The 22,145-nt window shown below is 74.4% G+C and carries 19 protein-coding genes; 8 read left to right on the forward strand and 11 right to left on the reverse strand.

Going from position 1 to position 22,145, the window contains the following annotated elements; all coding sequences use genetic code 11:
• Positions 1 to 90 precede the first annotated feature (90 nt).
• From ACIBQZ_RS16270 to ACIBQZ_RS16295, 6 genes are all read right to left on the reverse strand, one after another.
• The gene (locus ACIBQZ_RS16270; protein ID WP_396089500.1) at positions 91 to 1,251 is read right to left on the reverse strand and encodes an MFS transporter; all 1,161 of its coding nucleotides are present in this window, start codon (positions 1,249 to 1,251) and stop codon (positions 91 to 93) included.
• Between the two features lie 207 nt (positions 1,252 to 1,458).
• Complete coding sequence (gene narI, locus ACIBQZ_RS16275; RefSeq protein ID WP_396089420.1) at positions 1,459 to 2,208, reverse strand: respiratory nitrate reductase subunit gamma; 750 nt, start codon at positions 2,206 to 2,208, stop codon at positions 1,459 to 1,461.
• On the reverse strand, positions 2,205 to 2,882 hold the full coding sequence (narJ, locus tag ACIBQZ_RS16280; protein ID WP_396089422.1) for a nitrate reductase molybdenum cofactor assembly chaperone: 678 nt from the start codon (positions 2,880 to 2,882) through the stop codon (positions 2,205 to 2,207). The genes narI and narJ overlap by 4 nt, the downstream gene beginning before the upstream one ends.
• Positions 2,882 to 4,471 (reverse strand): nitrate reductase subunit beta, encoded by a 1,590-nt coding sequence (narH, locus tag ACIBQZ_RS16285; RefSeq protein WP_396089423.1) that lies wholly within the window; start codon positions 4,469 to 4,471, stop codon positions 2,882 to 2,884. The genes narJ and narH overlap by 1 nt, the downstream gene beginning before the upstream one ends.
• Positions 4,471 to 8,061: a nitrate reductase subunit alpha gene (locus ACIBQZ_RS16290; RefSeq protein ID WP_396089501.1), complete on the reverse strand. Its 3,591-nt coding sequence runs from the start codon at positions 8,059 to 8,061 to the stop codon at positions 4,471 to 4,473. Before ACIBQZ_RS16290 ends, narH begins: the two co-directional genes overlap by 1 nt.
• Before the next feature lie 161 nt (positions 8,062 to 8,222).
• Positions 8,223 to 9,707 (reverse strand): nitronate monooxygenase, encoded by a 1,485-nt coding sequence (locus tag ACIBQZ_RS16295; RefSeq protein WP_396089424.1) that lies wholly within the window; start codon positions 9,705 to 9,707, stop codon positions 8,223 to 8,225.
• A 371-nt stretch (positions 9,708 to 10,078) separates the two neighbouring features.
• Here ACIBQZ_RS16295 and epsC point away from each other — a divergent pair, with 371 nt between their 5' ends.
• The gene (epsC, locus tag ACIBQZ_RS16300; RefSeq protein WP_396089425.1) at positions 10,079 to 10,717 is read left to right on the forward strand and encodes a serine O-acetyltransferase EpsC; all 639 of its coding nucleotides are present in this window, start codon (positions 10,079 to 10,081) and stop codon (positions 10,715 to 10,717) included.
• On the forward strand, positions 10,714 to 11,637 hold the full coding sequence (gene cysK / locus ACIBQZ_RS16305; RefSeq protein ID WP_396089426.1) for a cysteine synthase A: 924 nt from the start codon (positions 10,714 to 10,716) through the stop codon (positions 11,635 to 11,637). The genes epsC and cysK overlap by 4 nt, the downstream gene beginning before the upstream one ends.
• Before the next feature lie 9 nt (positions 11,638 to 11,646).
• Here cysK and ACIBQZ_RS16310 read toward each other — a convergent pair whose 3' ends face one another.
• Entirely contained in the window at positions 11,647 to 12,108 is a 462-nt protein-coding gene (locus tag ACIBQZ_RS16310; RefSeq protein ID WP_396089427.1) for a hypothetical protein, read from the reverse strand.
• A gap of 149 nt (positions 12,109 to 12,257) precedes the next feature.
• Here ACIBQZ_RS16310 and ACIBQZ_RS16315 point away from each other — a divergent pair, with 149 nt between their 5' ends.
• Positions 12,258 to 13,439: a TIGR04053 family radical SAM/SPASM domain-containing protein gene (locus ACIBQZ_RS16315; RefSeq protein ID WP_396089502.1), complete on the forward strand. Its 1,182-nt coding sequence runs from the start codon at positions 12,258 to 12,260 to the stop codon at positions 13,437 to 13,439.
• Here ACIBQZ_RS16315 and ACIBQZ_RS16320 read toward each other — a convergent pair.
• From ACIBQZ_RS16320 to ACIBQZ_RS16335, 4 genes are all read right to left on the reverse strand, one after another.
• A complete protein-coding gene (locus ACIBQZ_RS16320) occupies positions 13,394 to 14,011 on the reverse strand; it encodes a NifU family protein (RefSeq protein WP_396089428.1) in 618 nt (205 codons plus the stop codon). The genes ACIBQZ_RS16315 and ACIBQZ_RS16320 overlap by 46 nt on opposite strands.
• Positions 14,012 to 14,017: 6 nt before the next feature.
• On the reverse strand, positions 14,018 to 15,964 hold the full coding sequence (locus tag ACIBQZ_RS16325; protein ID WP_396089429.1) for a ferrous iron transporter B: 1,947 nt from the start codon (positions 15,962 to 15,964) through the stop codon (positions 14,018 to 14,020).
• Complete coding sequence (locus ACIBQZ_RS16330) at positions 15,961 to 16,239, reverse strand: ferrous iron transport protein A (protein WP_396089430.1); 279 nt, start codon at positions 16,237 to 16,239, stop codon at positions 15,961 to 15,963. Before ACIBQZ_RS16330 ends, ACIBQZ_RS16325 begins: the two co-directional genes overlap by 4 nt.
• Before the next feature lie 115 nt (positions 16,240 to 16,354).
• On the reverse strand, positions 16,355 to 16,936 hold the full coding sequence (locus tag ACIBQZ_RS16335; RefSeq protein ID WP_396089431.1) for a hemerythrin domain-containing protein: 582 nt from the start codon (positions 16,934 to 16,936) through the stop codon (positions 16,355 to 16,357).
• Between the two features lie 50 nt (positions 16,937 to 16,986).
• On the opposite strand from ACIBQZ_RS16335, the gene ACIBQZ_RS16340 reads away from it, so the two are divergent.
• Genes ACIBQZ_RS16340 through ACIBQZ_RS16360 form a run of 5 tightly spaced genes read left to right on the forward strand, consistent with a single transcriptional unit; the run spans position 16,987 to position 22,141 of the window.
• Entirely contained in the window at positions 16,987 to 17,706 is a 720-nt protein-coding gene (locus tag ACIBQZ_RS16340) for a helix-turn-helix transcriptional regulator (protein ID WP_396089432.1), read from the forward strand.
• Complete coding sequence (locus ACIBQZ_RS16345; protein ID WP_396089433.1) at positions 17,703 to 18,812, forward strand: hypothetical protein; 1,110 nt, start codon at positions 17,703 to 17,705, stop codon at positions 18,810 to 18,812. Before ACIBQZ_RS16340 ends, ACIBQZ_RS16345 begins: the two co-directional genes overlap by 4 nt.
• Positions 18,809 to 20,023, forward strand: a complete 1,215-nt coding sequence (locus ACIBQZ_RS16350) for a hypothetical protein (protein ID WP_396089434.1) — start codon at positions 18,809 to 18,811, stop codon at positions 20,021 to 20,023. Before ACIBQZ_RS16345 ends, ACIBQZ_RS16350 begins: the two co-directional genes overlap by 4 nt.
• Positions 20,020 to 21,384: a multicopper oxidase domain-containing protein gene (locus ACIBQZ_RS16355; protein WP_396089435.1), complete on the forward strand. Its 1,365-nt coding sequence runs from the start codon at positions 20,020 to 20,022 to the stop codon at positions 21,382 to 21,384. Before ACIBQZ_RS16350 ends, ACIBQZ_RS16355 begins: the two co-directional genes overlap by 4 nt.
• Positions 21,385 to 21,391: 7 nt before the next feature.
• Complete coding sequence (locus tag ACIBQZ_RS16360; protein WP_396089436.1) at positions 21,392 to 22,141, forward strand: YwiC-like family protein; 750 nt, start codon at positions 21,392 to 21,394, stop codon at positions 22,139 to 22,141.
• The last annotated feature ends 4 nt before the right edge of the window (positions 22,142 to 22,145 follow it).

Below are 22,145 nucleotides of genomic sequence, written 5' to 3' on the forward strand. Positions count from 1 at the left end.
GGGGGGGGGGGGGGGGGGGGGGGGGGGGGCCGGGGCCGCGGGGGGGCCCCGCCCGCCCCGGGGGGGCCCGCCCCCCCCCCCCGGCCGCGCTCAGGCGGTGACGGGTTCGCGGCGGCGGCCGACGGTGAGCACGTCCAGCACCAGGGCGGCGAGCGCCACCACCGCGAGCAGGACCAGGCCGATCGCGTACGAGTGGTAACTGCCGTACACGGCGCCCATGACCAGCGGCGGGACGAAGCCGCCGAGGCCGCCGGCCGCGCCGACCACGCCGGTGACCGAGCCCACCTGGTGCGCCGGGGCCTGCTGGGCGACCAGGGCGAACGTGGCCCCGCTGCCGGCGCCGAGGGCGGCGGCCATGGCGAGGAACGCGACCGTGCCGACCGGGGCGAGCCCCGGGGTCAGGGACTGCACGAGGGCGCCGGCGACGACCACGCCGAGGGCGGCGGCGAGCACCCGGACCGGCGCGACCCGGTCGGAGAGCCAGCCGCCGACCGGGCGCATGAGCACGGCCAGCAGCACGAAGCCGGCCATCCGGTTCGCGGCGTCCGCCTGGGTCAGCCCGTACGCGTTCTTCAGGTAGGCGGGCAGGTACACCGAGAAGGCGACGTAGCCGCCGAAGGCGACCGCGTAGAGGGCGGCGGCCTGCCAGGTGATGCGCAGCCGCGCGGCGGCGCCGAGCCGGGCGGGCAGCGGCGTGGCCGGCACCACCCGGTCCGGCGCGTCGCGCAGCACCAGCCAGGCGACGCCCGCGTAGAGCGCCAGCACGGCCGCGGTGATCAGGAACGGGGTCCGCATGCTGTTCGCGTCGACCAGCTTGACCGTGGTCAGGGCGCTGATCGCGGTGCCGCCCATGCCCATGCCGAAGATCCCGACCGCGAAGCCGCGCCGCTCCGGCGGGAACCAGGCGCTGACGAACGGCACGCCGACGGCGAACGCGGTGCCGCCGATGCCGAGGAAGAAGCCGCCGATCAGCAGGGCCGGCAGCGAGCTGTGGCCGAGCAGGCCCAGGTAGAGCACCGGGACGACGGTGGCCAGCGACACCAGCGGGAACATGACGCGCCCGCCGAACCGGTCGGTCAGCGCGCCGATCGGGATGCGCCCGAGCGAGCCCACCACGACCGGCACGGCCACCAGCAGCGACTGCTGGAACGAGCTCAGGTGCAGCACGGTGGTGAACTTGGTGGCGAGCGGGCTGAGCAGCGCCCAGGCCCAGAAGTTCACGGCGAAGCCGATCGTCGCCAGGGCGAGCATCACGCCGGGTCCCGAGCGGGTCCTGCCGCCGGGCGTGGCCGCCCGGTCCTGGGTTGTGCTCATGTCGTCTCCACCGTTCGAGGTCCGGTCCCGCCGCTTCGCAGGCTCCCGACCAGGGTCGCCCGGTGGATCCGCCGCCAGTAGGGACCTTGGTCCCGGTTTCGCGGGACCGCGCGGCCCGCCCCGCGTGCGGTGTGAGCAGGGGTTCTATCGCCCGGGCGACCCCGCACGGCGGCGACCGGCGTCGCGGACCGCCGCGGGCGCCGGGCCGGGTGCCGCCACCGCGCGGCGGCGGGTGCGGTAGATCACGTACGGCCGCCACAGGTACGCCAGCGGCGCGGACCACACGTGCACCAGCCGGGTGAACGGCCACAGCGCCAGGAACAGGAACCCGCCGATCGCGTGCAGCTGGTAGACCAGCGGGGCGCCGGTCATCAGCTCGGTGTGCGGCTGGAGCCAGAAGATGCCGCGGAACCAGACGGCGATCGTCTCCCGGTAGTCGTACCCGCCGCCGAGCATGTTGCGGCCGACCGTGGCGGCCATGCCCAGCACGACCATGGCGGCCAGGAACGCGTAGAGCACCTTGTCCATGGTCGTGGTGACCCGGCGGACGCGGGCGTTGACGAAGCGGCGGGCGATCAGCAGCGCGAGGCCGGCCACCAGCATGACGCCGGTGACCGTGCCGGCCGAGAGCGACACCACGTGGTAGGCGTGTTCGGAGACGCCCACCCGCTCGGTCAGCGCGGCGGGCACCAGCAGCCCGAGGGCGTGCCCGCCGATCACGCCGAAGGCGCCGAGGTGGAACAGCGGCGAGCCGAGCCGCAGCAGCCGGCTCTCCAGCAGCTGGCTGGTGTGGGTGGTCCAGCCGAACTGGTCGTGCCGCCAGCGCCAGACGTGGCCCGCGGCGAAGACGGCGAGGCAGGCGTAGGGCAGGGCGACCCAGAGCAGGGTGGTCATCGTGAGGCCTCCGCGGCGGAGCAGACGGGGTACGGGGCGAGGTGGGCGCCGTGCAGGTCCGGCCCGGCGCCGATGCTGTCCAGGCCGACGGTCTCCACCGGCGGTCCGTCGGCGGCGAGCGCCGCGATGGTGGCGCGGTCGGCGTCGGTCAGGTCCGGCAGCACCGTGCAGACCGCGTCGAGCAGCAGCCGGTACGGCGAGCCCGCCTCGGCCAGCGCGGCGCGCAGCAGCTCGAGGCCCTGCCGGTGCTGGCGCAGGGGCGCCTCGCCGGCGCCGGGGCCGGCCGTGGCGGCGAACTCCAGGACCACCGGCAGCAGGTCGGGCAGTTCCCCGTCCGCGAGCCGCAGGCCGTGCGCCCGGTACCGCTGCTTGAGCACGAGCAGCGCCATGCCGCGCTTGCGGGTGTCGCCGTGCAGGTAGTAGGTGAGGTAGAGGCCGGACTTGCGGCGCAGGTCGAAGGTGCGCACGTAGTCGCGCTGGGCGGCGATCGGCGCGGCGGCCAGCAGCCGGTCCAGGAACTCGGTGAGCTGCCCGCGTGCCGCCGGGTGCGCGACGCCGGCGGCGGCCGCGCCCAGCTGCTCCCCCGCGTCCAGCAGTTCCGCGTCGGGATAGGTGAGCAGCAGCGAGGCGAGCTGGAAGATCCGGGCCCGGTCGGCGGGCGGCGCGGTGCTCATCAGCGGCCGCGCAGCGGGTTGAGGGTGAGCCCGCGCCGGCCGTCGGTGCGCCGGAACAGGCCCTGGCGCGCGCCGGCGCCCTCGGTGAGGTGGAACTCCTCGGTCATGCCGGGGCCGCCCTCGCAGTCCAGCGAGCAGTCGTCGTGCCCGGCGGCCTGGGCCTCCAGGGCGGCGGCGTCCTTGGCGTGCGCGGCCGGGATGACGTACCGCTCGTCGTACTTGGCGATCGCGAGCAGCCGGTACATCGCCTCCACCTGCTCGGCGGTCATGCCGATGCCCTCCAGCAGCTCCTGGGCCACGGTGCCGTCCAGGGTGCGGACCCGCATGTACGAGCGCATCGCGGCCAGCTTCATCAGCACCCCGGCGGCCGCGTCGGCGTCGCCGGCGGTGAACAGCTCGGCCAGGTACTCCACCGGGATGCGCAGGTCGCGGATCGTGTGGAAGACGTCGTCGGCGTCGGTGTCGTCGCGGCCGGCCAGGCCGACGGCGTCCAGCACCGGCGACAGCGGCGGCACGTACCAGACCATCGGCAGGGTGCGGTACTCCGGGTGCAGCGGCAGCGCGATCCGGTACTCGGCGATCAGCTTCCAGATCGGCGAGCGCCGGGCCGCGTCGATCCACTCCTCGGGCATGCCGGCCGCGCGGGCGGCGTGCTGCACCGCCGGGTCCTGCGGGTCGAGGAAGACGGCACGCTGGGCGTCCAGCAGCGCGTGCTCGTCCTCGACCGACGCGGCGGCGAGCACGGCGTCCTCGTCGTACAGCACGATGCCCAGGTAGCGCAGGCGGCCCACGCAGGTCTCCGAGCAGATGGTCGGCTGCCCGGCCTCGATGCGCGGGAAGCAGAAGGTGCACTTCTCGGCCTTGCCGGTGGCGTGGTTGACGTAGACCTTCTTGTACGGGCACGCCGACACGCACATCCGCCAGCCCCGGCAGCGGTCCTGGTCGACCAGCACGATGCCGTCCTCGGCCCGCTTGTACATCGCCCCGGACGGGCAGGCCGAGACGCAGGCGGGGTTGAGGCAGTGCTCGCAGATGCGCGGCAGGTGGAACATGAAGGTCTTCTCGAACTCGAACTTGACCTTCGCGGCGGCCTCGGCCGGCATCTTCGCCAGGTTCGGGTCGCCGTCGGCGCGTTCGTGCGCCCCGCCCAGCGAGTCCTCCCAGTTGGCGCCCCAGGTGACCGCCATCGGCTCGCCGGTCAGCGCCGAGTGCGGCCGCTTGACCGGGGTGTCGGTGAGCCCGCCGGGCGCGTTGACCAGGATGTCCTTGTCGAACGTGGCGGGCTCGTAGTAGTCGTCGAGACTCGGCAGGTCCGGGTTGGCGAAGATCCGGCTGAGCCGCTTGGCCCGGCCGCCGGAGCGCAGCGTGAGCCGGCCCTTGGCGTCCAGCTTCCAGCCGCCCTTCCAGCGGTCCTGGTCCTCGTAGTGCTTCGGGTAGCCGATGCCCGGCTTGGTCTCGACGTTGTTGAACCACACGTACTCGGTGCCCTCACGGTTGGTCCACGTCTGCTTGCACGTCACCGAGCACGTGTGGCAGCCGATGCACTTGTCGAGGTTCATCACCATGGCGACCTGCGCGCGGATGCGCATCAGTACTCCACTTCCTGGGTGCGGCGGCGGATCACGGTGATCTCGTCGCGCTGGCTGCCGATCGGGCCGTAGTAGTTGAAGGCGTAGGTGAGCTGGGCGTGCCCGCCGGCCAGGTGGGTCGGCTTGATCAGCAGGCGGGTCATCGAGTTGTGGTAGCCGCCGCGGCGGCCGGACTTCTCGGCCTTGGGCACGTTCACCGTGCGTTCGGGCGAGTGGTACTGGAAGACGGTGCCCTCGGGCATCCGGTGGCTGACCACGGCGCGGGCGACGATGACGCCGTTGCGGTTGTGGGCCTCGATCCAGTCGTTGTCCCGTACGCCGATCTTGGCGGCGTCCTGGCGGCTCATCCAGATCACCGGGCCGCCCCGGGACAGCGCCAGCATCAGCTCGTTGTCGTGGTACATCGAGTGGATCGACCACTTCGCGTGCGGGGTCAGGAACCGTACGGTCACCCCGCCGTCGACCGCGTCGCCGGGTCTGCCGAAGTGCCGGGCCATGTTCAGCGGCGGCCGGAAGGCGGGTAGCTGTTCGCCCAGCTCGCTCACCCAGTCGTGCTCGACGAAGAAGTGCTGCCGGCCGGTGACGGTGTGCCACGGCTTGAGCCGTTCCACGTTGAGCGTGAACGGCGAGTAGCGGCGCCCGCCCTTCTCCGAGCCCGACCACTCCGGGCTGGTGAACACCGGCTGCGGCGCGTCCTGGGTGTCCGCGTACGTGATCCGGTCGTGCTCGTGCCCGGCGACCAGATCCGCGAACGGCTGCCCGGTCCGCTTCTCCAGCTCGGCGAAGCCGGCCGCGGCGATCCGGCCGTTGGTGGTGCCGGAGAACGTCAGGATGGCCTCGCACATGCGGTCGGCCGTCGCCAGCGACGGCCTGCCGTCGATGACACCGTTCTGGTGGCGCAGGTATTCGATCTCGGGGGTGACGTCCACGGTGATCGCCTTGGTGGTGGTGCCCAGCGTGTCCAGCAGCGGGCCGACCGTGCGCATCTTGCGGCCGATCAGCGTGTAGTCCCGTTCGATCTCGACCAGCTTCGGCATGGTCCGCCCCGGCACCGGCTCGCACTCGCCGAACTTCCAGTCCCGCACCCGGCCGCCCGGCGTGGCCAGCTCGTCCGGGGTGTCGTGCTGCAACGGCACGGCCAGCACGTCGCGGCGTACCCCGAGGTGGTCCACGGCGAGCTCGCTGACCTTGTCGGCCAGCGCGAGGAAGGCGTCGTAGTCGGTGTGCGCGTCGCCGGGCGGCTCCACGGCCGGGCTGAACGCGTGCACGAACGGGTGCATGTCGGTGGTGGAGATGTCGGTCTTCTCGTACCAGGTGGCCGCGGGCAGCACCACGTCGGAGTGCAGGCCGGTGTTCGTCATTCTGAAGTCGATCGTGGTGAGCAGGTCGAGCTTGCCGGCCGGCGCTTCATCGCGCCACGCCACGTCGCGGGGCCGCTGCCCGGGCTCGCACTCGGCGGCGGTGGCCGACGAGTCCACGCCGAGCAGGTGCCGCATGAAGTACTCGTTGCCCTTGCCGGACGAGCCGAGCAGGTTGCACCGCCACAGGGTCAGGCAGCGCGGGAAGTTCGCCGGGTCGTCCGGGTCGTCAGCGACGGCCATGAGCGTCCCGTCCCGCAGCCCGGCGACGACGTGCTCGGCGACCGGCACGCCGGCCGCCGCGGCCTCGTCGCACAGGTCGAGCGGGTTGCGGTTGAAGAACGGGTGGCCCGGGGTCCAGCCCATCCGCTGCGCGGCGGCGACGGTGTCGGCGAACGCCATCCCGGCGAACCGGCCGGTGCCCAGCGGCGACGACAGCTCGTCGGCCTGGACCCGCTCGTAGCGCCACTGGTCGGTGTGCAGGTACCAGAACGGGGTGCTGGCCTGGTGCCGCATCGGCCGCTGCCAGTCGAACGCGAACGACATGTGCTGCTGGCCGGTGAGCGGGCGGGCCTTCTCCTGGCCGACGTAGTGCGCCCAGCCGCCGCCGTTGACACCCTGGCAGCCGGTGAGCGTGACCAGCGAGATGAAAGCGCGGTAGGTCATGTCGGAGTGGAACCACTGGTTGGCGCCGGCCCCCAGGACGATCATCGACCGGCCCCTGCTGCGCTCGGCGTTGCGGGCGAACTCGCGGCCGATGCGGGCGGCCAGGGTGGCCGGGACGCCGGTGATCTTCTCCTGCCAGGCCGGGGTGTTCGGGGAGTCGGCGTCGTCGTAGCCGGTCGGCCACTCGCCGGGCAGGTCGCCGCGGCGCACCCCGTACTGGGCCATCAGCAGGTCGAACACGGTGGTCACCAGGTGCGCGCCGAGCCGCCGGACGCGGACGCCGCGGCGCACGGTGGAGCCGCCCTCGGTGTCGCCGACGTCGAACCGGGCCAGGTCCACCTCCGCGGTCTCGTCCGAGTTGATGCCCAGGGCGGGCACCACGTCGCCGAGGTCGAGGTTCCAGCGGCCCGGCTCGCCGTACCGGAAGCCGAGCGAGCCGTTGGGCACCACCGGCTCGCCGGTCCGCTCGTCGATCAGCACGGTCCTGTGCTCGCCGCCGTCCTCGCCGAGGTCGGCGGCGGTCAGGAACCGCCCGGCCTTGCCGTCCTCGACGGTCACCAGGAACGGCAGGTCGGTGAAGCGGCGCACGTAGTCGGTGAAGTACGGCACCTGCCGGTCCCGGAAGAACTCGGTGAGCACCACGTGGCCCATCGCCATCGCCAGCGCGCCGTCGGTGCCCGGATGCGGCGCCAGCCAGTCGTCGGCGAACTTGACGTTGTCGGCGTAGTCCGGGCTGACCGCCACCACCTTGGTGCCCTTGTAACGGGCCTCCGCCAGGAAGTGCGCGTCCGGGGTCCGGGTCACCGGGATGTTGGAACCCCACATCATCAGGTACGTGGCGTTCCACCAGTCGCCGGCCTCGGGCACGTCGGTCTGGTCGCCCCAGATCTGCGGTGACGCGATCGGCAGGTCGGCGTACCAGTCGTAGAAGCTGAGCAGGGTGCCGCCGAGCAGCGCGTGGTAGCGGGTGCCCGCGGCGAACGAGGCCATCGACATCGCCGGGATGGGCGAGAAGCCGACCACGCGGTCCGGGCCGTACGTCTTGGTGGTGTAGACGTGCGCCGCGGCCATCATCTCGATCGCCTCGTCCCAGCCCGCCCGCACGAACCCGCCGCGGCCGCGCTGGGACTTGTAGGCGGCCGCCTTCAGCGGCGTCTCGACGATCTCGGCCCACGCCAGCACCGGGTCGCCCAGGCGCTGCCGCGCCTCGCGGTACATCTCGACCAGCACCCCGCGCACGTACGGGTGCCGCACCCGCGACGGCGAGTACTCGTACCAGGAGAACGAGGCGCCGCGCGGGCAGCCCCGCGGCTCGTAGTCCGGCGAGTCCGGCCCGGTCGTCGGATAGTCGGTGGCCTGGTGCTCCCAGGTGATCAGGCCGTCCTTGACGAAGACGTTCCACGAACAGGACCCGGTGCAGTTGACGCCGTGGGTGGAGCGGACCACCTTGTCGTAGCGCCAGCGGTCCCGGTAGAACCCGTCCCAGTCGCTGTCGTCCACCTGGTGCAGGGTGCGCCCGTGGTCGCCGACGGTCTCCCGGGTCAGGAAGCGGCGGGCCGCGAGCAGCGGCGCGGTGCCGGGTACGGCATCCGTCTCGGGGGCTGGTGACACGCGGCCACTCCTTCTGCGACAACCGGCGACGGCGCGAACCGTCGGCACCCGCGGATGCGAGCCCCACCAGCCTCGCTGAGCACATCCGGAAGATCAGGAGCACCGCGACCCGTCCTTCACGGGACCAAAGTCCCGACACCGCGGGCCGGACGGGCCGGTGCGCCGAGCAGATAGCCGACGACGTCGGCGGCGCCGTAGTCGTGGCCGTCCCCGGTGAGGTGGGCCAGGAAGGTGAGGTCCTGTCCGAGGGTCACCAGCGGCGGCTCGACGTAGCCGTCGGGTCGGCGCTGGCCGAGGCCCACCGTCGCGACCAGGCCGTTGCACAGGCAGCGGGCGCCCACCGTGTCCTCGACCGCGCCGCCCTTGCGCACGTACTCGGCGACCGGCTCGGCCGGGCAGCGGTAGCCGACCGCGCCGTTGTCCCGGCGGTACGGGGTGCGCAGGTAGCCGAGGTCGCACAGCCGGGGACGATCGGCGTAGACCTGCTCGTCTGCCGCCGTCCCCGGCAGGGCGACCAGCTTGAACGGGAAGCCGGTCGGGGAGGCCCGGACGTCGTTGTGCACGACCAGCGTCTCGTCGGCGGCCCCGGAGAGCAGCTGCTGCTTCAAGGTGTCGGCGAGCCCGGACTCCCGGCACAGCGCGAACGCCGTGCCGACCTGGATGCCGGTCGCGCCCGCGGCCCGGGCGGCGGCCAGCCGTTCCGGTGCGGCCTGCCCGCCGGCCAGCCAGAAGGGCAGGCCGAGCGCCGCGACCTTCGGCAGGTCGAGACGATCGCGGGGCCCGTACACCGGCTCGCCCTCGTCGTCGAGGGTCAGCCGCCCGCGGGGCCGGGCGCTGTGCCCGCCGGCCACCGCGGCCTCCAGGATGAAGCCGTCCGGGCGGGTGGCCTCGTCGCGAGCCAGGTAGAGCGCGAGGGTGGCGGAGGAGACGATGGCCAGCAGCCGGGGCCGCCGCAGCCGGCCGGTGACCTCGCCGAGCACCTCCTGCGGGTCGAAGGTGAGGTGGTGGTCCTCGCCGGGCCGGGCGCCGTGCACGTCCACGGAGAGGCGCCCGGGACGGTGGCCGGCCAGCGCGTCCAGCAGGCCCGGGATCTGCGTGGGCAGGCCCGCACCCATCAGGACATAGTCGACACCGGCGAGCATCGCGCCGTACACCGCGGCGGGCGTGGCCGTCTGGATCTTCTCCAGGTAGTTCACCCCTACCGGCCCGTCGTGGCCGCGCTTGGCCAGGAACACCTCGACGAAGTTGGCCACGACGGCCAGCTGCTGTCCGTGCAGGCGGGGCCGCAGCCCGAGCCGGGGCACCGGCCGCATCGGCTGGCCGCCGGGCACCGCGCCCGCGACGAAGTAGCGGTCCAGCACCGCCCGCGCCACCGCGGGGACCGGGAAGTGCGCCAGCGCGTCGCGGACCTGCCCGCCCTCGTCGCCCTGTTGCAGGCGCCGGGCGAGCAGGGCGTCGAGGGCGACCCCGGACACCACGCCGAGCTGCCCCGTCCGGGCCACGGCCCGGGCCAGCCGCCAGTCGGAGACCCCGACACCCATGCCACCCTGGATGACCGTGGGGTACGAGCCCTCCACCACCGCCGATGCCGCTTCCACCATGCGTTCGTCCTCCTGCCTCGCGATGCCGCCCGGCGCGGTCCTCAGCGCGGCGGGCTGTGCGGATCGTGCGCAGACGCCGGGCGGTGCGACAGAGGCGAAGGACCCGTGCGGTGCCGTCCGCCGGACGGGTCGGGACCTTGGACCCTGAGAACGGCGATTGTGCGGCCGTACGGTCGGTGCCATGAGTGAACCGAGCACCGACCGCCTGCTGGCGGGTCGCCGGTTCGCTGTGCCGATGACCGGCCGGCACGTCCGCCGCGTGTTCGACGAGTGGTGTCGTCTGCCCTGACGGCGTCGCACCCCGGGTGCCGCGCTGCCGCAGCCGACCCGCTCATCCGCGCCCTCTGTGGCGCTCTCGCCGAGGATGCGACGTGTTCGAAGACCTCCGCGCGGCCTGCCGCCGCGATCCTGCCCTGTCCGGCGTCGCCGTCCTCGAGGTGCTCCTCTATCCCGGGATCTGGGCGGTGTGGCTGCACCGGCTCGCCCACCGGCTGCACCGGTACGGCATACCCGTGCTGCCCCGGGCCCTCTCCCAGGCGACGCGGCTGCTCACCGGCATCGAGATCCATCCCGGGGCCACCATCGGCCGGCGGCTGTTCATCGACCACGGCGCCGGGGTGGTCATCGGGCAGACCGCGCGCATCGGCGACGACGTCACGATGTATCACCGGGTCACCCTCGGCGCCCGCGGCTGGTGGGCCGACGGCGGGACCGGCCGGCGGCACCCCACCGTCGGTGACCGGGTCGTGCTCGGCGTCGGCGCCACCGTCCTCGGCCCGGTGCACATCGGCGACGACGCCCGGGTGGGCGCGCACTGCCTGGTCGTGACCGACGTTCCCGCCGGCAGCCGGCTGCGCGCCGCCGCCGCGACGATCGACGTTCCCCCGCCCGGCCCTTCCCATCGGGCACCCAGCCCTCTCAAAGCCGGCCCTCTCAAAGCCGGCCCTCTCAAGTCCGGCCCTCTCAAGTCCGGCCCTCTCAAGTCCGGCCCTCTCAAGGAGCGAACATGATCTACCAGGACGTGACCGAGCTGGTCGGCAGGACCCCGATGGTGCGGCTGACCCGCTTCGCGCCGGGCCTGACCGCCCGGCTGCTGGCCAAGCTGGAGTCGGCCAACCCCGGCGGCAGCGTCAAGGACCGCATCGCCCTCGCCATGGTCGAGGCGGCCGAGGCGAGCGGGGAACTCCACCCGGGATCGTCCATCGTGGAGGCGACCAGCGGCAACACCGGCATCGGGCTGGCCATGGTCGCGGCCGCCCGCGGCTACCACCTCACGTTGACCATGCCGGAGACCATGAGCGTCGAGCGGCGGGCGCTGCTCGCCGCGTACGGCGCCCGGCTGGTGCTGACCCCCGCCGCCGAGGGCATGACCGGAGCGGTCCGCCGCGCCTGGGAGCTCGCCGACGAGCAGCGCGCCTTCCTGCCGCGGCAGTTCGACAACCCGGCCAATCCCGAGATCCACCGCCGCAGCACGGCCCAGGAGATCTGGGACGACACCGGCGGTGACCTCGACGTGCTGGTCGCCGGCGTGGGCACCGGCGGCACCATCACCGGTGTGGGTCAGATCCTCAAGGAGAAGAACCCGCACCTGCGGGTCGTCGCGGTCGAGCCGGCCGAATCACCGGTGCTCTCCGGCGGCGCCGCCGGGCCGCACGGCATCCAGGGGATCGGCGCGGGATTCGTGCCCGAGGTGCTCGATCCCACCGTGTACGACGAGGTGCTGCGCGTGGATGTCACCCAGGCCCGCCTCGCCGCCCGCCGGCTGGCCCGCCGCGAGGGCATCCTGGCCGGCGTCTCCGGTGGGGCCGCCCTGCACGCCGCCGCGACGGTGGCCGGCCGGCCCGAGCACGCCGGCGGCTGCGTGGTGGTGGTCCTGCCCGACACCGGCGAGCGCTACCTCAGCACCCCGCTGTTCGCCGACGGCGACTGACCCGGTCCGTCAGCGCAGGGCCAGCGCCACGAACGCGACACCGGTCGCCGCGCACAGCGCGCCCAGGCCCATGACCAGCACCGTGATCTGCCAGGCCTGGTAGGCGCCCAGCAGCGTGCCCCGCAGGCTCTGGCCCATGAACGCCGTCTCGCGGAGCCCGCGCAGCCGCTCGTCGGTGCGGGCGCCCGCCTGCCACTCGTCGGCGATCTCCGCATAGGTGCGCCCGCCGGTCGCCGCGGCGACGTGCCCGGCGATCAGATCCGAGTACGCCCGCGCCTCGGTGCCGGTGCGGACCGTTCTGCCCGCGTAACGGGAGAGCGCGGCGGGCAGCCCGGCTCCGGCGGGGAAGGTGATGTGCTGCTGCGTCAGCTCCCGCATGACCGTCCGGCGGCCGACCACGCCCTGGAAGATCATGATCGGGGCGGCGACGATCAGGGCGGCCCCCGCGACGAGGACGATGAACTGGATCATGCGCTCCAGCCTGAACCCGCACTGATCGTTCCGGTAGGGGCCTCCGACCCGCCGGCGGTGCCCCGCTCGGCCTCTTGTCGCACCGCCGGTGGCGCACCCAGGGTGGACGGGTGACCGAGCAGCAGAAACCGGGCCGCGCCGTGCGCGACCTGCGCCGGCCTCGGCGGGCGACCGCCGACCGGCCGTTCATCGTCATCTGGGAGGCGACGCAGGCCTGTCCCCTGGCCTGCCTGCACTGCCGCGCCTCGGCCCGCCCGGACCGTGACCCGCAGGAGCTGACCAGCGCCGAGGCGGTCGACCTCATGGGCCAGGTCGCCGAGTTCGGCCGCCCCGCGCCGCTGTTCGTCATCACCGGCGGCGACCCGTTCCAGCGGCCCGACCTGACCACCCTGGTCCGGCGGGGCACCGAGCTGGGGCTCGCGGTGTCGGTCTCGCCGTCCGGCACCCCGACGCTCACCCGGCAGGCGCTGCGGGACCTGCGGGACGCCGGCGCCCGCGCGATCTCGCTGAGCCTGGACGCGGCGGACGCGGCGGCGCACGACGGATTCCGCGGCGTCCCCGGCGTGTACGAGCTGACCAGGCGCGCCTGGGACGACGCCGCGAGCCTGGGCCTGCGGGTCCAGATCAACACCACGGTCACCCGGGACACCGTCGACGAGCTCCCGCGGATCGCCGCGCGGGTCCGCGAGCACGGCGCGATGCTGTGGAGCGTCTTCTTCCTGGTGCCGACCGGGCGTGGCCGCGCGCTGTCCAGCCTGGACGCCGCCGAGACCGAGGACGTGCTGAACATCCTCTACGACCTCGGCGAGACGGTGCCGGTCAAGACCACCGAGGCGCACCACTTCCGCCGGGTCTGCCTGCAGCGTGCTGTCCTGGCCCGCCGGGGCGTGCCGGCCGCCGAGGCCCTCGGGCTGGGACCGCTGTACCGGCGGCTCCGGCGCCGGCTGGACGAGCTCGGCCTGACCGGCCTGCCGCGCCGGCCCCGGCGGCCACCGCTGCAGGTCAGCGCGGGCAACGGCTTCGTCTTCGTCTCCCACCGCGGGCAGGTGCATCCCAGCGGCTTCCTGCCGGTGCCGGCCGGCGACGTACGCCGCGAGCGGCTGGTGGACATCTACCGCGAGGCGCCGCTGTTCACCGCGCTGCGCGATCCCGGCCTGCTGCGCGGGCGGTGCGGCGCCTGCGAGTTCCGTACGGTGTGCGGCGGCTCCCGCGCCCGGGCGTACGCGGTCACCGGCGACGTGCACGCCGAGGAACCGGCCTGCGGCTACCAGCCGGGCTCGTTCCCCTACCCGGACGACCTCGCGGAGGTGCTGTCGCCGGCCGGCGCCTGACGGGCGGCCCAGCGACGGCGCGTCCCCGGACCCGGTGGACGTGCCGAGGCGTCGACGACCGCCCGCAACGCGGGACACTGCTGCCGCAGGTGGCGTTCCAGGCGCTGGTGCAGGGTGAGACGGGCGGCCGGGCAGCCGTCGCAGGCGCCGCTGAGCCGGACGGTCACGACGCCGTCCCGCACCCCGACCAGGCTGATGCCGCCGCCGTGCGAACGGGCGAACTCCCCGGCGGCACCGTCCAGGAGCTGCCGTACCAGGTCCTCCAGCAACGCGTCGCCGGCCCGGCCGGTGTCGTCGGCCGTCACCCGCCAGCCGGCCGGTTCGGCGAGCGCCGCGTGCAGCGCGGCCCGCACCCGCGGGCCGTCGGCACTCCAGGAGCGGCCGGGACCGAGGCCGGTGACCACGCCGGCCGGCTCCACCACGACCTCGGCGAGGGTGCCGTCGGTCAGCAGCGCCGCCAGCGCCGCCGGCGCGACGCGCACGGGGCCGGCGACCGTGAGCAGGCCGGCCGGGACGACCCAGCGCAGCCGGCCCGCGTCGCCCGGGTACGCCTGGGGGTGGATGGGCACCATGGCGCGCTACCCGACGACCAGCGACGTCACGGTCCTGGCCAGGTACGCCATCAGCCAGGCCGTCACGGTGAGATAGGTGAAGGCGATCGCCGGCCAGCGCCAGGTGCCGGTCTCGCGCCGGATCACGCCGACGGTGGCCATGCACTGCAGCGCGTAGGCGAAGTAGACCAGCAGCGCGGCGACCGTGGGCGGGGTGAACACCCGCTGCCCGGCCCGGGGACCGTCGGGGTAGGTCATGGCCCGCAGCGCCGCGGCCGGGTCCTGCGGGTCGCCGGCGGCGGCGACCTGCCCGAGGGTCGCCACGAAGACCTCCCGGGCCGACTGGGCCGACAGCACCCCGACGTTGACGCGCCAGTCGAAGCCCAACGGGTCGAACACCGGCGACACCAGCCGGCCCAGACCGGCCGCGTAACTGTGGTCGACGACGTAGGTGGACACCGCCGCGGGTGCGCCCGGGTCGACGCCGGCCGCGCGCAGCTGCGCCGCCGAGTGCAGCGGCAGGTTCAGCAGCAGCCACAGCGCGATCGTGGTGGCCACGATGATGGTGGAGCACTTGCGCAGGAACGACCCGGCGGAGGTCCACACGGCGATCAGCACCGACCGCGGCGAGGGCAGCCGGTAGGGCGGCATCTCGAGATAGAACGGCATGAGGGGCCCGCGCCGGTCGCCGAGCTTCTTGAAGCCCCAGGCGGCCACCATCGCCGAGACGGCGCCGAGCAGGTACAGGCCGAACATGACCAGGCCCTGGGCGCCGAACGGGCCGATCCGCGCCGACCGGTCCACCAGCAGGCTGATCAGCAGGACGTAGACCGGCAGGCGCGCGGAGCAGGTGATCAACGGAGCCGCCATCATGGTGGCGATCCGGTCCCGGGCCGACGGCAGGGTCCGGGTGGCCATGATGCCGGGAATCGCACAGGCGAACGACGACAGCAGCGCGACGAAGGCGCGGCCCTCCAGCCCGGCGCGGGCCATCACCCGGTCCATCAGGAACGCCGCCCGTGACAGGTAGCCGACGCCTTCCAGCAGCGACAGCAGCAGGAACAGCAGCATGATCTGCGGCAGGAAGGTCAGCACGCCGCCCACCCCGCCGATCAGCGCGTCACCCAGCAGCGAGGCCAGCCATCGGCTCTCGACGTGCGCCGCCACCAGGGCCGACAGCCAGCCGAACGCCGCGCCCACCGCGTCCTGCAGCGGGGCCGCAAGGGTGAACAGCGTCTGGAAGAACACCACCATCACGGCGAAGAACACCACCGTGCCCCAGAACGGGTGCAGCAGCACGGCGTCGACCCGCCGGGTGACCCGGTGGCGCTCGGCGGCCCGGTAGCCGGCGAAGGCCAGCACCGACTCCACCCAGGCGTCCCGCTCGGCCAGCTCGACCGGCGGCGCCAGCACGGGCACCGGCCAGGCCTCCCATCCGGCCAGCCGGTCGCGGAGCTCCGCGACGCCCCACCGGCGGTGGCCGACCACCGCCAGCGCCGGCACCCCCAGCGCCCGGGCCAGCGCGTCGACGTCCAGCGCACCCTGGCGGCGGGTCAGCTCGTCGGTGAACGTGACCACCACGCACGTCGGCAGCCCGCGGGCCAGGACCTGCCCGACGAACCCCAGGGACCGGCGCAGCGAGGTGGCGTCGACCACGACCAGCAGCGCATCCGGCCGCGGCACGCCGTCGAGGCAGCCGTCGAGGACGTCCACCACGATCTGCTCGTCCGGGCTGACCGCCGCCAGCCCGTAGGTGCCGGGCAGGTCCTCGATGACGTACCGGTGGGGGCCCACCCGGCAGGTGCCCACGAACCGGGACACCGTCACCCCGGGATAGTTGCCGGTCTTGCCCCGCAGCCCGGTCAGGGCGTTGAAGATGCTGGTCTTGCCCGCGTTGGGGGCGCCGACCAGCGCGATCTGCGGCACTCCCGCGGCGACGGCGCTCCCGCCGCCGCCGTGGCAGGGCACACTCATCGGTGCACCTCGACGACGTGGACGCACGCCGCCTGCTCGCGGCGCAGGCACAGCTCGTAGTCCTTCACCCGGTAGATCACCGGATCGCGCAGCGGCGCCCGGCGCAGCACCTGCACCACCGCGCCGGGGGTGAAACCGAGATCCGCCAGCCGGGTCGCCGTGGCCGGCGCGGACGCGCTGACGTACGCGACCGTCGCCGACGCGCCCGGCGCCAGGGCGGCCAGCGACCGGGTCCTGCCGTCCACCCGCCGTGCGACGGGTCTGCTCCTGGTCATCCACATCTCCCGCTGAGACCCTCCGTAAGGCGACGCTAACCTCGCATCGGCCGGGCGACCCGTGCCCTTGGTCCCGAGTCCTCCGGGACTCTGCGCGGGCCGGCGCCACCCCCGCTCAGACCCCGATCGGCGGCAGGTCGACCACCTCGGGCCGGGTGGCTTCCGCGCCACATCCGCAGCCGCCGCAGCCGCATCCGTCGGCCGCGGCCGGGGCGGGTTCGACGCCGATGATCTCGTGCATGCCGTCGAGCAGGGTGGCCAGGGAGACCCCCTCGGCGGCGACCAGCAGGGGGACGACCAGCTCGTTCTCCCGGGTCAGGTGACCGGAGAAGACGGCGTGCAGGGCGCGGGCGCTCGCGGCCACCCGGACCGGAGAGGTGCCCTCCGCCAGCTCGGCGACCAGCGCGGTGATGGTGCGGTGCTCCTCGAGCATGCCGTCGATGAGCAGTTTCCCGGCCGGCAACTCCGCGGCCACCGGGTACAGCGTCGCCTCCTCGGCGTGCGCGTGCGGCAGCAGTTCGTCGTGCAGCCAGGTCACCAGTTCGTCGCGGTGTGTCCACACCTGCCGTTGCACGCCCACGTCGGCGGCGGTGACGAGCCCGGTGACGTGCCCGGCCAGGGCGGCGGCGAGCTGGCGGTGGTGGCCGACCACGGCCTGCGCCGCCTGCTCGTCGGTGACCAGATCTTGATGTGACATGGAACCCTCCCGGAGTTTTGATGCCGTTCGACGTTATAACGTTAAGCACCATGGAAACCCCACGGATAGGGCCGACCGGGGAGACGATCGACACTCCCCGCCACCGGGCCCTCGGTTCCACCAGCCGGGTGTCGATCCTGCGGCTGGTGCAGGAGTCCCCCGGCGGGATCACCGCGGCCGAGGTCGCGGCACGCACCGGGCAGCACCTGTCCACCACCCGGGCGCACCTGGACCGGCTCACCGACTCCGGTTTGCTGGTCAAGGCCCGTGCCAGCGGCGGGCAGCCGGGCCGGCCCGCGTGGCGATACCGCGCCGCCGCCGGTGACCCGGCGCCGGCGCCCGCGCCCTACCGGGCCCTGGCCGCCGCCCTGCTCGATCACCTGACCGGCGCCGCCGGTGACGTCCGCGACGCGGCGGCCCGGGTCGGCCAGGAATGGGGCCGGCATTTGGCCGCGGCCGGCCCGCGGCGCGCCGACCCCGTCGGCTCGGTGGTCACCGTGCTGGACGGCCTCGGCTTCGGCCCGCGACGTCAGCCCGCCCCGGCCGGCGGCACGGAGGCGGAGGTGCACCTGCACACCTGCCCGTTCCTGGAGCTGGTGGGCCGCAGTCCCGACGCCATGTGCGGGCTGCACCTCGGCGTCGTGCGCGGGATCCTCGAGCACGACGGCGCGTCCCCCGACGCCGTGGTGCTGGAGCCGTTCGGCGCGCCGGACGCCTGCGTCGTGCGCCTGCTCACCCCGGCACCCCCGGCGCCCGGGGGCCGGCCGTGACCCGGCCCGCCGGGGTGCCGGTCCGGTGGCGCCTGCCCGTGCTGGCCACCGCGGCCGCCGCGCTGCTCGTCGGCCTGTACGCGGGCCTGCTGCTGCTCGACCTCCCGGTGCCGGTCCCCGCCGCGCCGGTGGAGGAGGTGCACGGGCCGCTGCTGGTGTTCGGCTTCGTCGGGACCCTGATCGCCCTGGAACGCGTGGTCGCGCTCGGCGCCCGCTGGGCCCTGCTGGCCCCGGCGTGTTCGGGTGCGGGCGCGCTGGTGCTCGTGGCGACCGGCCCGAGCCTGGCGGGAAAGTCGCTGCTCATGGCGGCCTCGGTGGTGCTGCTGGGCAGCTACCGGGCGCTGTGGCGCCGCCAGCCCGGTGTCGCGCTGCTCGCCCAGGCCTGCGGCGCGTTCGGCTGGTACGCCGCGACGCTGCTGTGGCTCGCCGGCCTCACCATCCCCGAGATCGTGCCGTGGCTGGCGGTGTTCGTGGTGGCGACGATCGCCGGCGAACGCCTCGAGCTGGCCCACGTCGCCCTGCCGCACCGGCACGCCGAACGGTGGTTCCTGGCCGCCCTGGCCGCCGTCCTGGCCGGCGCAACCGCAGCCACCCTGTGGCCGGCCGCCGGGACGCAGCTGTTCGGCGCCGCGTTGCTCGCCCTCACGACCTGGCTGGCCATGGCCGACGTCGCCCGGCGCACCGTGCGGGCGCGCGGCCTGCCCCGCTACATCGCCGTCGGCCTGCTGGCCGGCTACGGCTGGCTCGCCCTGGCCGGCCTGCTGTGGGCCGGGGCCGGTCCCGCCCTGGACGGCCCGCGGTACGACGCCGTCCTGCACGCCGTCTTCCTCGGCTTCACCATGTCCATGATCTTCGTGCACGCCCCGGTGATCCTGCCCGCCGTGCTGCGCCGCCCGTTGCCGTACCACCGGCTGCTCTACGCGCCGCTCGCCCTGCTGCACCTCTCCCTGCTGGTACGGGTCGTCCTCGGCGACGCGGCCGGGCTGGAGCAGGCGAAGCGGTGGGGCGGCGCCGCGAACGTGGCAGCGGTGCTCACCTTCGTCGCGTGCGCCGCCGCCCTGTCGCTGCGCCCGGCCCGGGCCAGGGTCGCGGCGGTGACCCCGTGACGACCACGGTGGACGGCCGCACCGGGCGGGCGAGCTGGCATCGCCGCGCCGGCCTGCTGCCGCTGGTCTACCTGTGTGCGCTCGTGGTCGTCGCCATGATTCACCCCGTCCTGCCGGCCTGGCGCTGGCTCGCCGTCCACCTGCTGCTGCTCGGCGCGGTGACCAACGCGATCATGGTGTGGAGCGCCCACTTCACCGTCGCCGTCCTGCGCTGCCCGGCGCCGGCCCGGCGCCGCGGCGAGGCGCTGCGGCTGGCCGTGCTCAATCTGGGCGTCGCCGGGGTGCTGACCGCCGGCGCGACCGACCGGCCGGAGCCGGGCATCGCCGGCGCCGCGCTGGTGTTCGCCGCGGTCGTCGCGCACCTCGCGTGGCTGGCCGGGCGGCTGCGGGCCGCGCTGCCCGCCCGGTTCACCGTGACCGTGCACTACTACGTCGCCGCCGCGACGGCGTTGCTGACCGGCATCCCGGTCGGCGCGTGGATGCTCGTCGCCGACGACACCGGCCGGCCCCGGCTGGTGCTGTTCCACGCCCACGTCAACCTGCTCGGCTGGGTGACGCTGACCGTGCTCGGCACCCTGCTCACGTTGTGGCCGACGGTGCTGCGTACCCGGATGGCCGACGGCGCCGTCGCCGCCGCGCGCCGCGCGCTCCCGCCGGCGGTGGCCGGGATCGTGCTGCTCGGCATCGCGGTGCTGGCCTGGTGGCCGCCGCCGGCGGTCGGCGGGCTGGCGCTGATCGCCGCGGCGGTGGTCGTCACCGCGGTACCCGCCGTGCGGGCCGCCCGGGGCAGGACGCCGGCGTCGTTCTCGGCCTGGTCCATCGCCGCGGCCGGCGGGTGGCTCCTGGTCGCCCTCGGTGTCGACGCGTGGTGCCTGCTGTCCGCCGCCGGCCCGGCCGCGGCCGCCGACCGCTTCGGCGCCGTGCTGATCCCGCTGCTGGCCGGCTTCGTCGCGCAGACCCTGCTGGGGGCGCTGGCCTACCTGCTGCCGATGGCGCTGGGCGGGGGCCCGGCGGCGGTCCGGGACCGCACCGAGCGGCTGGACCGGCACGGGGCCCAGCGGGTGGCCATGACCAACGCCGCGCTGGCGGTGTTCGTGCTGCCGGTGCCGCCGTACGTGCGGATCACCACCTCGGTGCTGATCCTCGCCGCCCTGCTGCAGTTCCTCGTGCCTGCCCTCCGCATCCTGCTCGCCGCCCGGAGCCGACCGTGACACCTCCCGTCCCGCCACAGCCACCCACCGCGCCGGTCCGCCCCCTGGGCGGCGTCGCGACCGGCCTCGCCCTCGTCCTGCTCGCCGTGCTGATCGGGGTTGCGGCCCAGCGCGTCACCGCCCCCGCGCCGACCGCCGCGTCGTCAACCGTCGCGTGGAACGGCCACACCACCACCGTGGCGGTCACCGCCGACGGGATGCGCTTCCACCCGGACCGGATCACCGTCCCGGCCGGCGACCGGCTGATCATCAACCTGACCAACCGGGACCGGCGCCGCCACGACCTGGTGCTGGCCACCGGCGTGAAATCCCCGCTGGTGGCGAGCGACGGCACCGCACGGGTGGACGCCGGCGTCATCGGCGGCGTCGTCGAGGGCTGGTGCTCCCTGCCCGGCCACCGCCAGGCGGGCATGCGCCTGACCGTCACCACCACCGGCGCCGCCGAGCCGGCCGTGGCCGCCGGGCACGATCACGCGTCCGCCGGGACCCCGCCGGCCGTCGATGCGATGGCCGAGCCCGCCGCCGGCTTCACCGCCCGCGACGCGGCCGCGCCGGCCCCGCCCGCCGGGCGCCTGCACCGCATCGAGCTCCGGGTCCAGGAAGTGCAACGGGAGGTCGCTCCGGGGGTACGGCAGCGCCTGTGGACCTTCAACGGCACCGCCCCCGGTCCGGTCCTGCGGGGACGCATCGGTGACACCTTCGAGGTCACGCTGATCAACGACGGCAGCGTCGACCACGGCATCGACTTCCACGCGGGCGCGCTCGCCCCGGACGAGCCGATGCGCCCCATCGAACCCGGTCAGCGGCTGACCTACCGGTTCACCGCCACCAAGGCCGGCATCTGGATGTACCACTGCTCGACCATGCCGATGCTGCTGCACATCGGCAACGGCATGTACGGCGCCGTCATCATCGACCCGCCGGACCTGCCCGCCGCCGACCGCGAGTACGTCCTCGTCCAGTCCGAGCTGTACCTCGGCCCCGACGGCGAGCCCGGTGACCTGGCCAAGATGCAGGCCGAGCGGCCCGACGCGGTCGTGTTCAACGGCTACGTCAGCCAGTACGCCCACCGGCCGCTGACCGCCGCCGCCGGTGACCGCGTCCGGATCTGGGTCCTCAACGCCGGACCCAACCGCGGCAGCGCCTTCCACGTCGTCGGCGCCCAGTTCGACACCCTGTACCGGGAGGGCCGGTGGCAGCTCCGCCCGGCGGACCCCGGCGCCGCCCAGGTCCTCGACCTGCCCCCGGCGGCCGGCGGGTTCGTCGAGACCGTCCTGGCCGAGCCCGGCCACTACCCGTTCCTCAGCCACCTGGTGGCCGACGCCGACCGCGGCGCCCGCGGCACCATCGAGGTCAGGTGAACCACCGATGACGACCAGCAGCACCCGTTCCCCGGCCGGCCGGCGCAGGAGCGCCCGGCAGTTCATCCCGCCGCAGCACGGCGCCTGGGCGATGCTGATCGTGCCCTGGCTCGCGGGCGTGCTGGCCGCGGGATTCCACTGGGCCCACCTGCCGCTGCTCGGCGCGTGGCTGGCCGGCTATCTGTTCTCCTACTACGCGCTGCAGGCCGTCAAGACCCGCCGCCTGGCCCGCGTGCGGCTCCAGCTGTGGTGCTACGGCCCGGTCGCCGCCGCCCTCGGCCTGCTGGTCGTCCTCGCCCGGCCGCAGGTCCTGGCGTACGCGCCCGCCTACGCGCTGCTGCTCGCGGTGAACGTCGGCTACGCGCGGCAACGCCGGGAGCGGGCCCTGCTCAACGACATCGCGTCGGTCGCCCAGAGCTGCCTCATGGTCTTCGTGGCAGCGACCGTCGCCGGCGCCGGCCCGCGCGAGACCGCACCGGCGTTCCTGGCGGTCCTGCTCTACTTCACCGGCACGGTCCTCTACGTCAAGACCATGATCAGGGAACGGGGGAACCCGGCCTACCACCGCGCGTCGATGATCTACCACGTCCTGGCGGTCGGCGCGGCGGCCTGGCTCGGCGTCCCCGCCGTGATCGTGTTCACGCTGCTGCTGGCGCGCGCCGCTGTCCTGCCCCGGTACCGGCTGGCGCCGAAGCAGGTGGGCATCATCGAGATCGTCGGCTCCGCGCTGGTGCTGGCCGTCGCCGTGACCGCCTGACAGC

This window comes from Actinoplanes sp. NPDC049599, assembly GCF_044465625.1.
GTDB lineage: Bacteria > Actinomycetota > Actinomycetes > Mycobacteriales > Micromonosporaceae > Actinoplanes.

Excerpts from the sequence above, each read along its gene's own strand:
- ACIBQZ_RS16310 (WP_396089427.1), bottom strand. The coding sequence starts at position 12,108 with ATGATCCAGTTCATCGTCCTCGTCGCGGGGGCCGCCCTGATCGTCGCC.
- ACIBQZ_RS16335 (WP_396089431.1), bottom strand. The coding sequence starts at position 16,936 with ATGTCACATCAAGATCTGGTCACCGACGAGCAGGCGGCGCAGGCCGTG.
- ACIBQZ_RS16360 (WP_396089436.1), top strand. The coding sequence starts at position 21,392 with ATGACGACCAGCAGCACCCGTTCCCCGGCCGGCCGGCGCAGGAGCGCC.
- ACIBQZ_RS16295 (WP_396089424.1), bottom strand. The coding sequence starts at position 9,707 with ATGGTGGAAGCGGCATCGGCGGTGGTGGAGGGCTCGTACCCCACGGTC.
- ACIBQZ_RS16330 (WP_396089430.1), bottom strand. The coding sequence starts at position 16,239 with ATGACCAGGAGCAGACCCGTCGCACGGCGGGTGGACGGCAGGACCCGG.
- ACIBQZ_RS16325 (WP_396089429.1), bottom strand. The coding sequence starts at position 15,964 with ATGAGTGTGCCCTGCCACGGCGGCGGCGGGAGCGCCGTCGCCGCGGGA.
- narI (WP_396089420.1), bottom strand. The coding sequence starts at position 2,208 with ATGACCACCCTGCTCTGGGTCGCCCTGCCCTACGCCTGCCTCGCCGTC.
- ACIBQZ_RS16340 (WP_396089432.1), top strand. The coding sequence starts at position 16,987 with ATGGAAACCCCACGGATAGGGCCGACCGGGGAGACGATCGACACTCCC.
- cysK (WP_396089426.1), top strand. The coding sequence starts at position 10,714 with ATGATCTACCAGGACGTGACCGAGCTGGTCGGCAGGACCCCGATGGTG.
- ACIBQZ_RS16320 (WP_396089428.1), bottom strand. The coding sequence starts at position 14,011 with ATGGTGCCCATCCACCCCCAGGCGTACCCGGGCGACGCGGGCCGGCTG.
- narH (WP_396089423.1), bottom strand. The coding sequence starts at position 4,471 with ATGCGCATCCGCGCGCAGGTCGCCATGGTGATGAACCTCGACAAGTGC.
- narJ (WP_396089422.1), bottom strand. The coding sequence starts at position 2,882 with ATGAGCACCGCGCCGCCCGCCGACCGGGCCCGGATCTTCCAGCTCGCC.
- ACIBQZ_RS16270 (WP_396089500.1), bottom strand. The coding sequence starts at position 1,251 with ATGCTCGCCCTGGCGACGATCGGCTTCGCCGTGAACTTCTGGGCCTGG.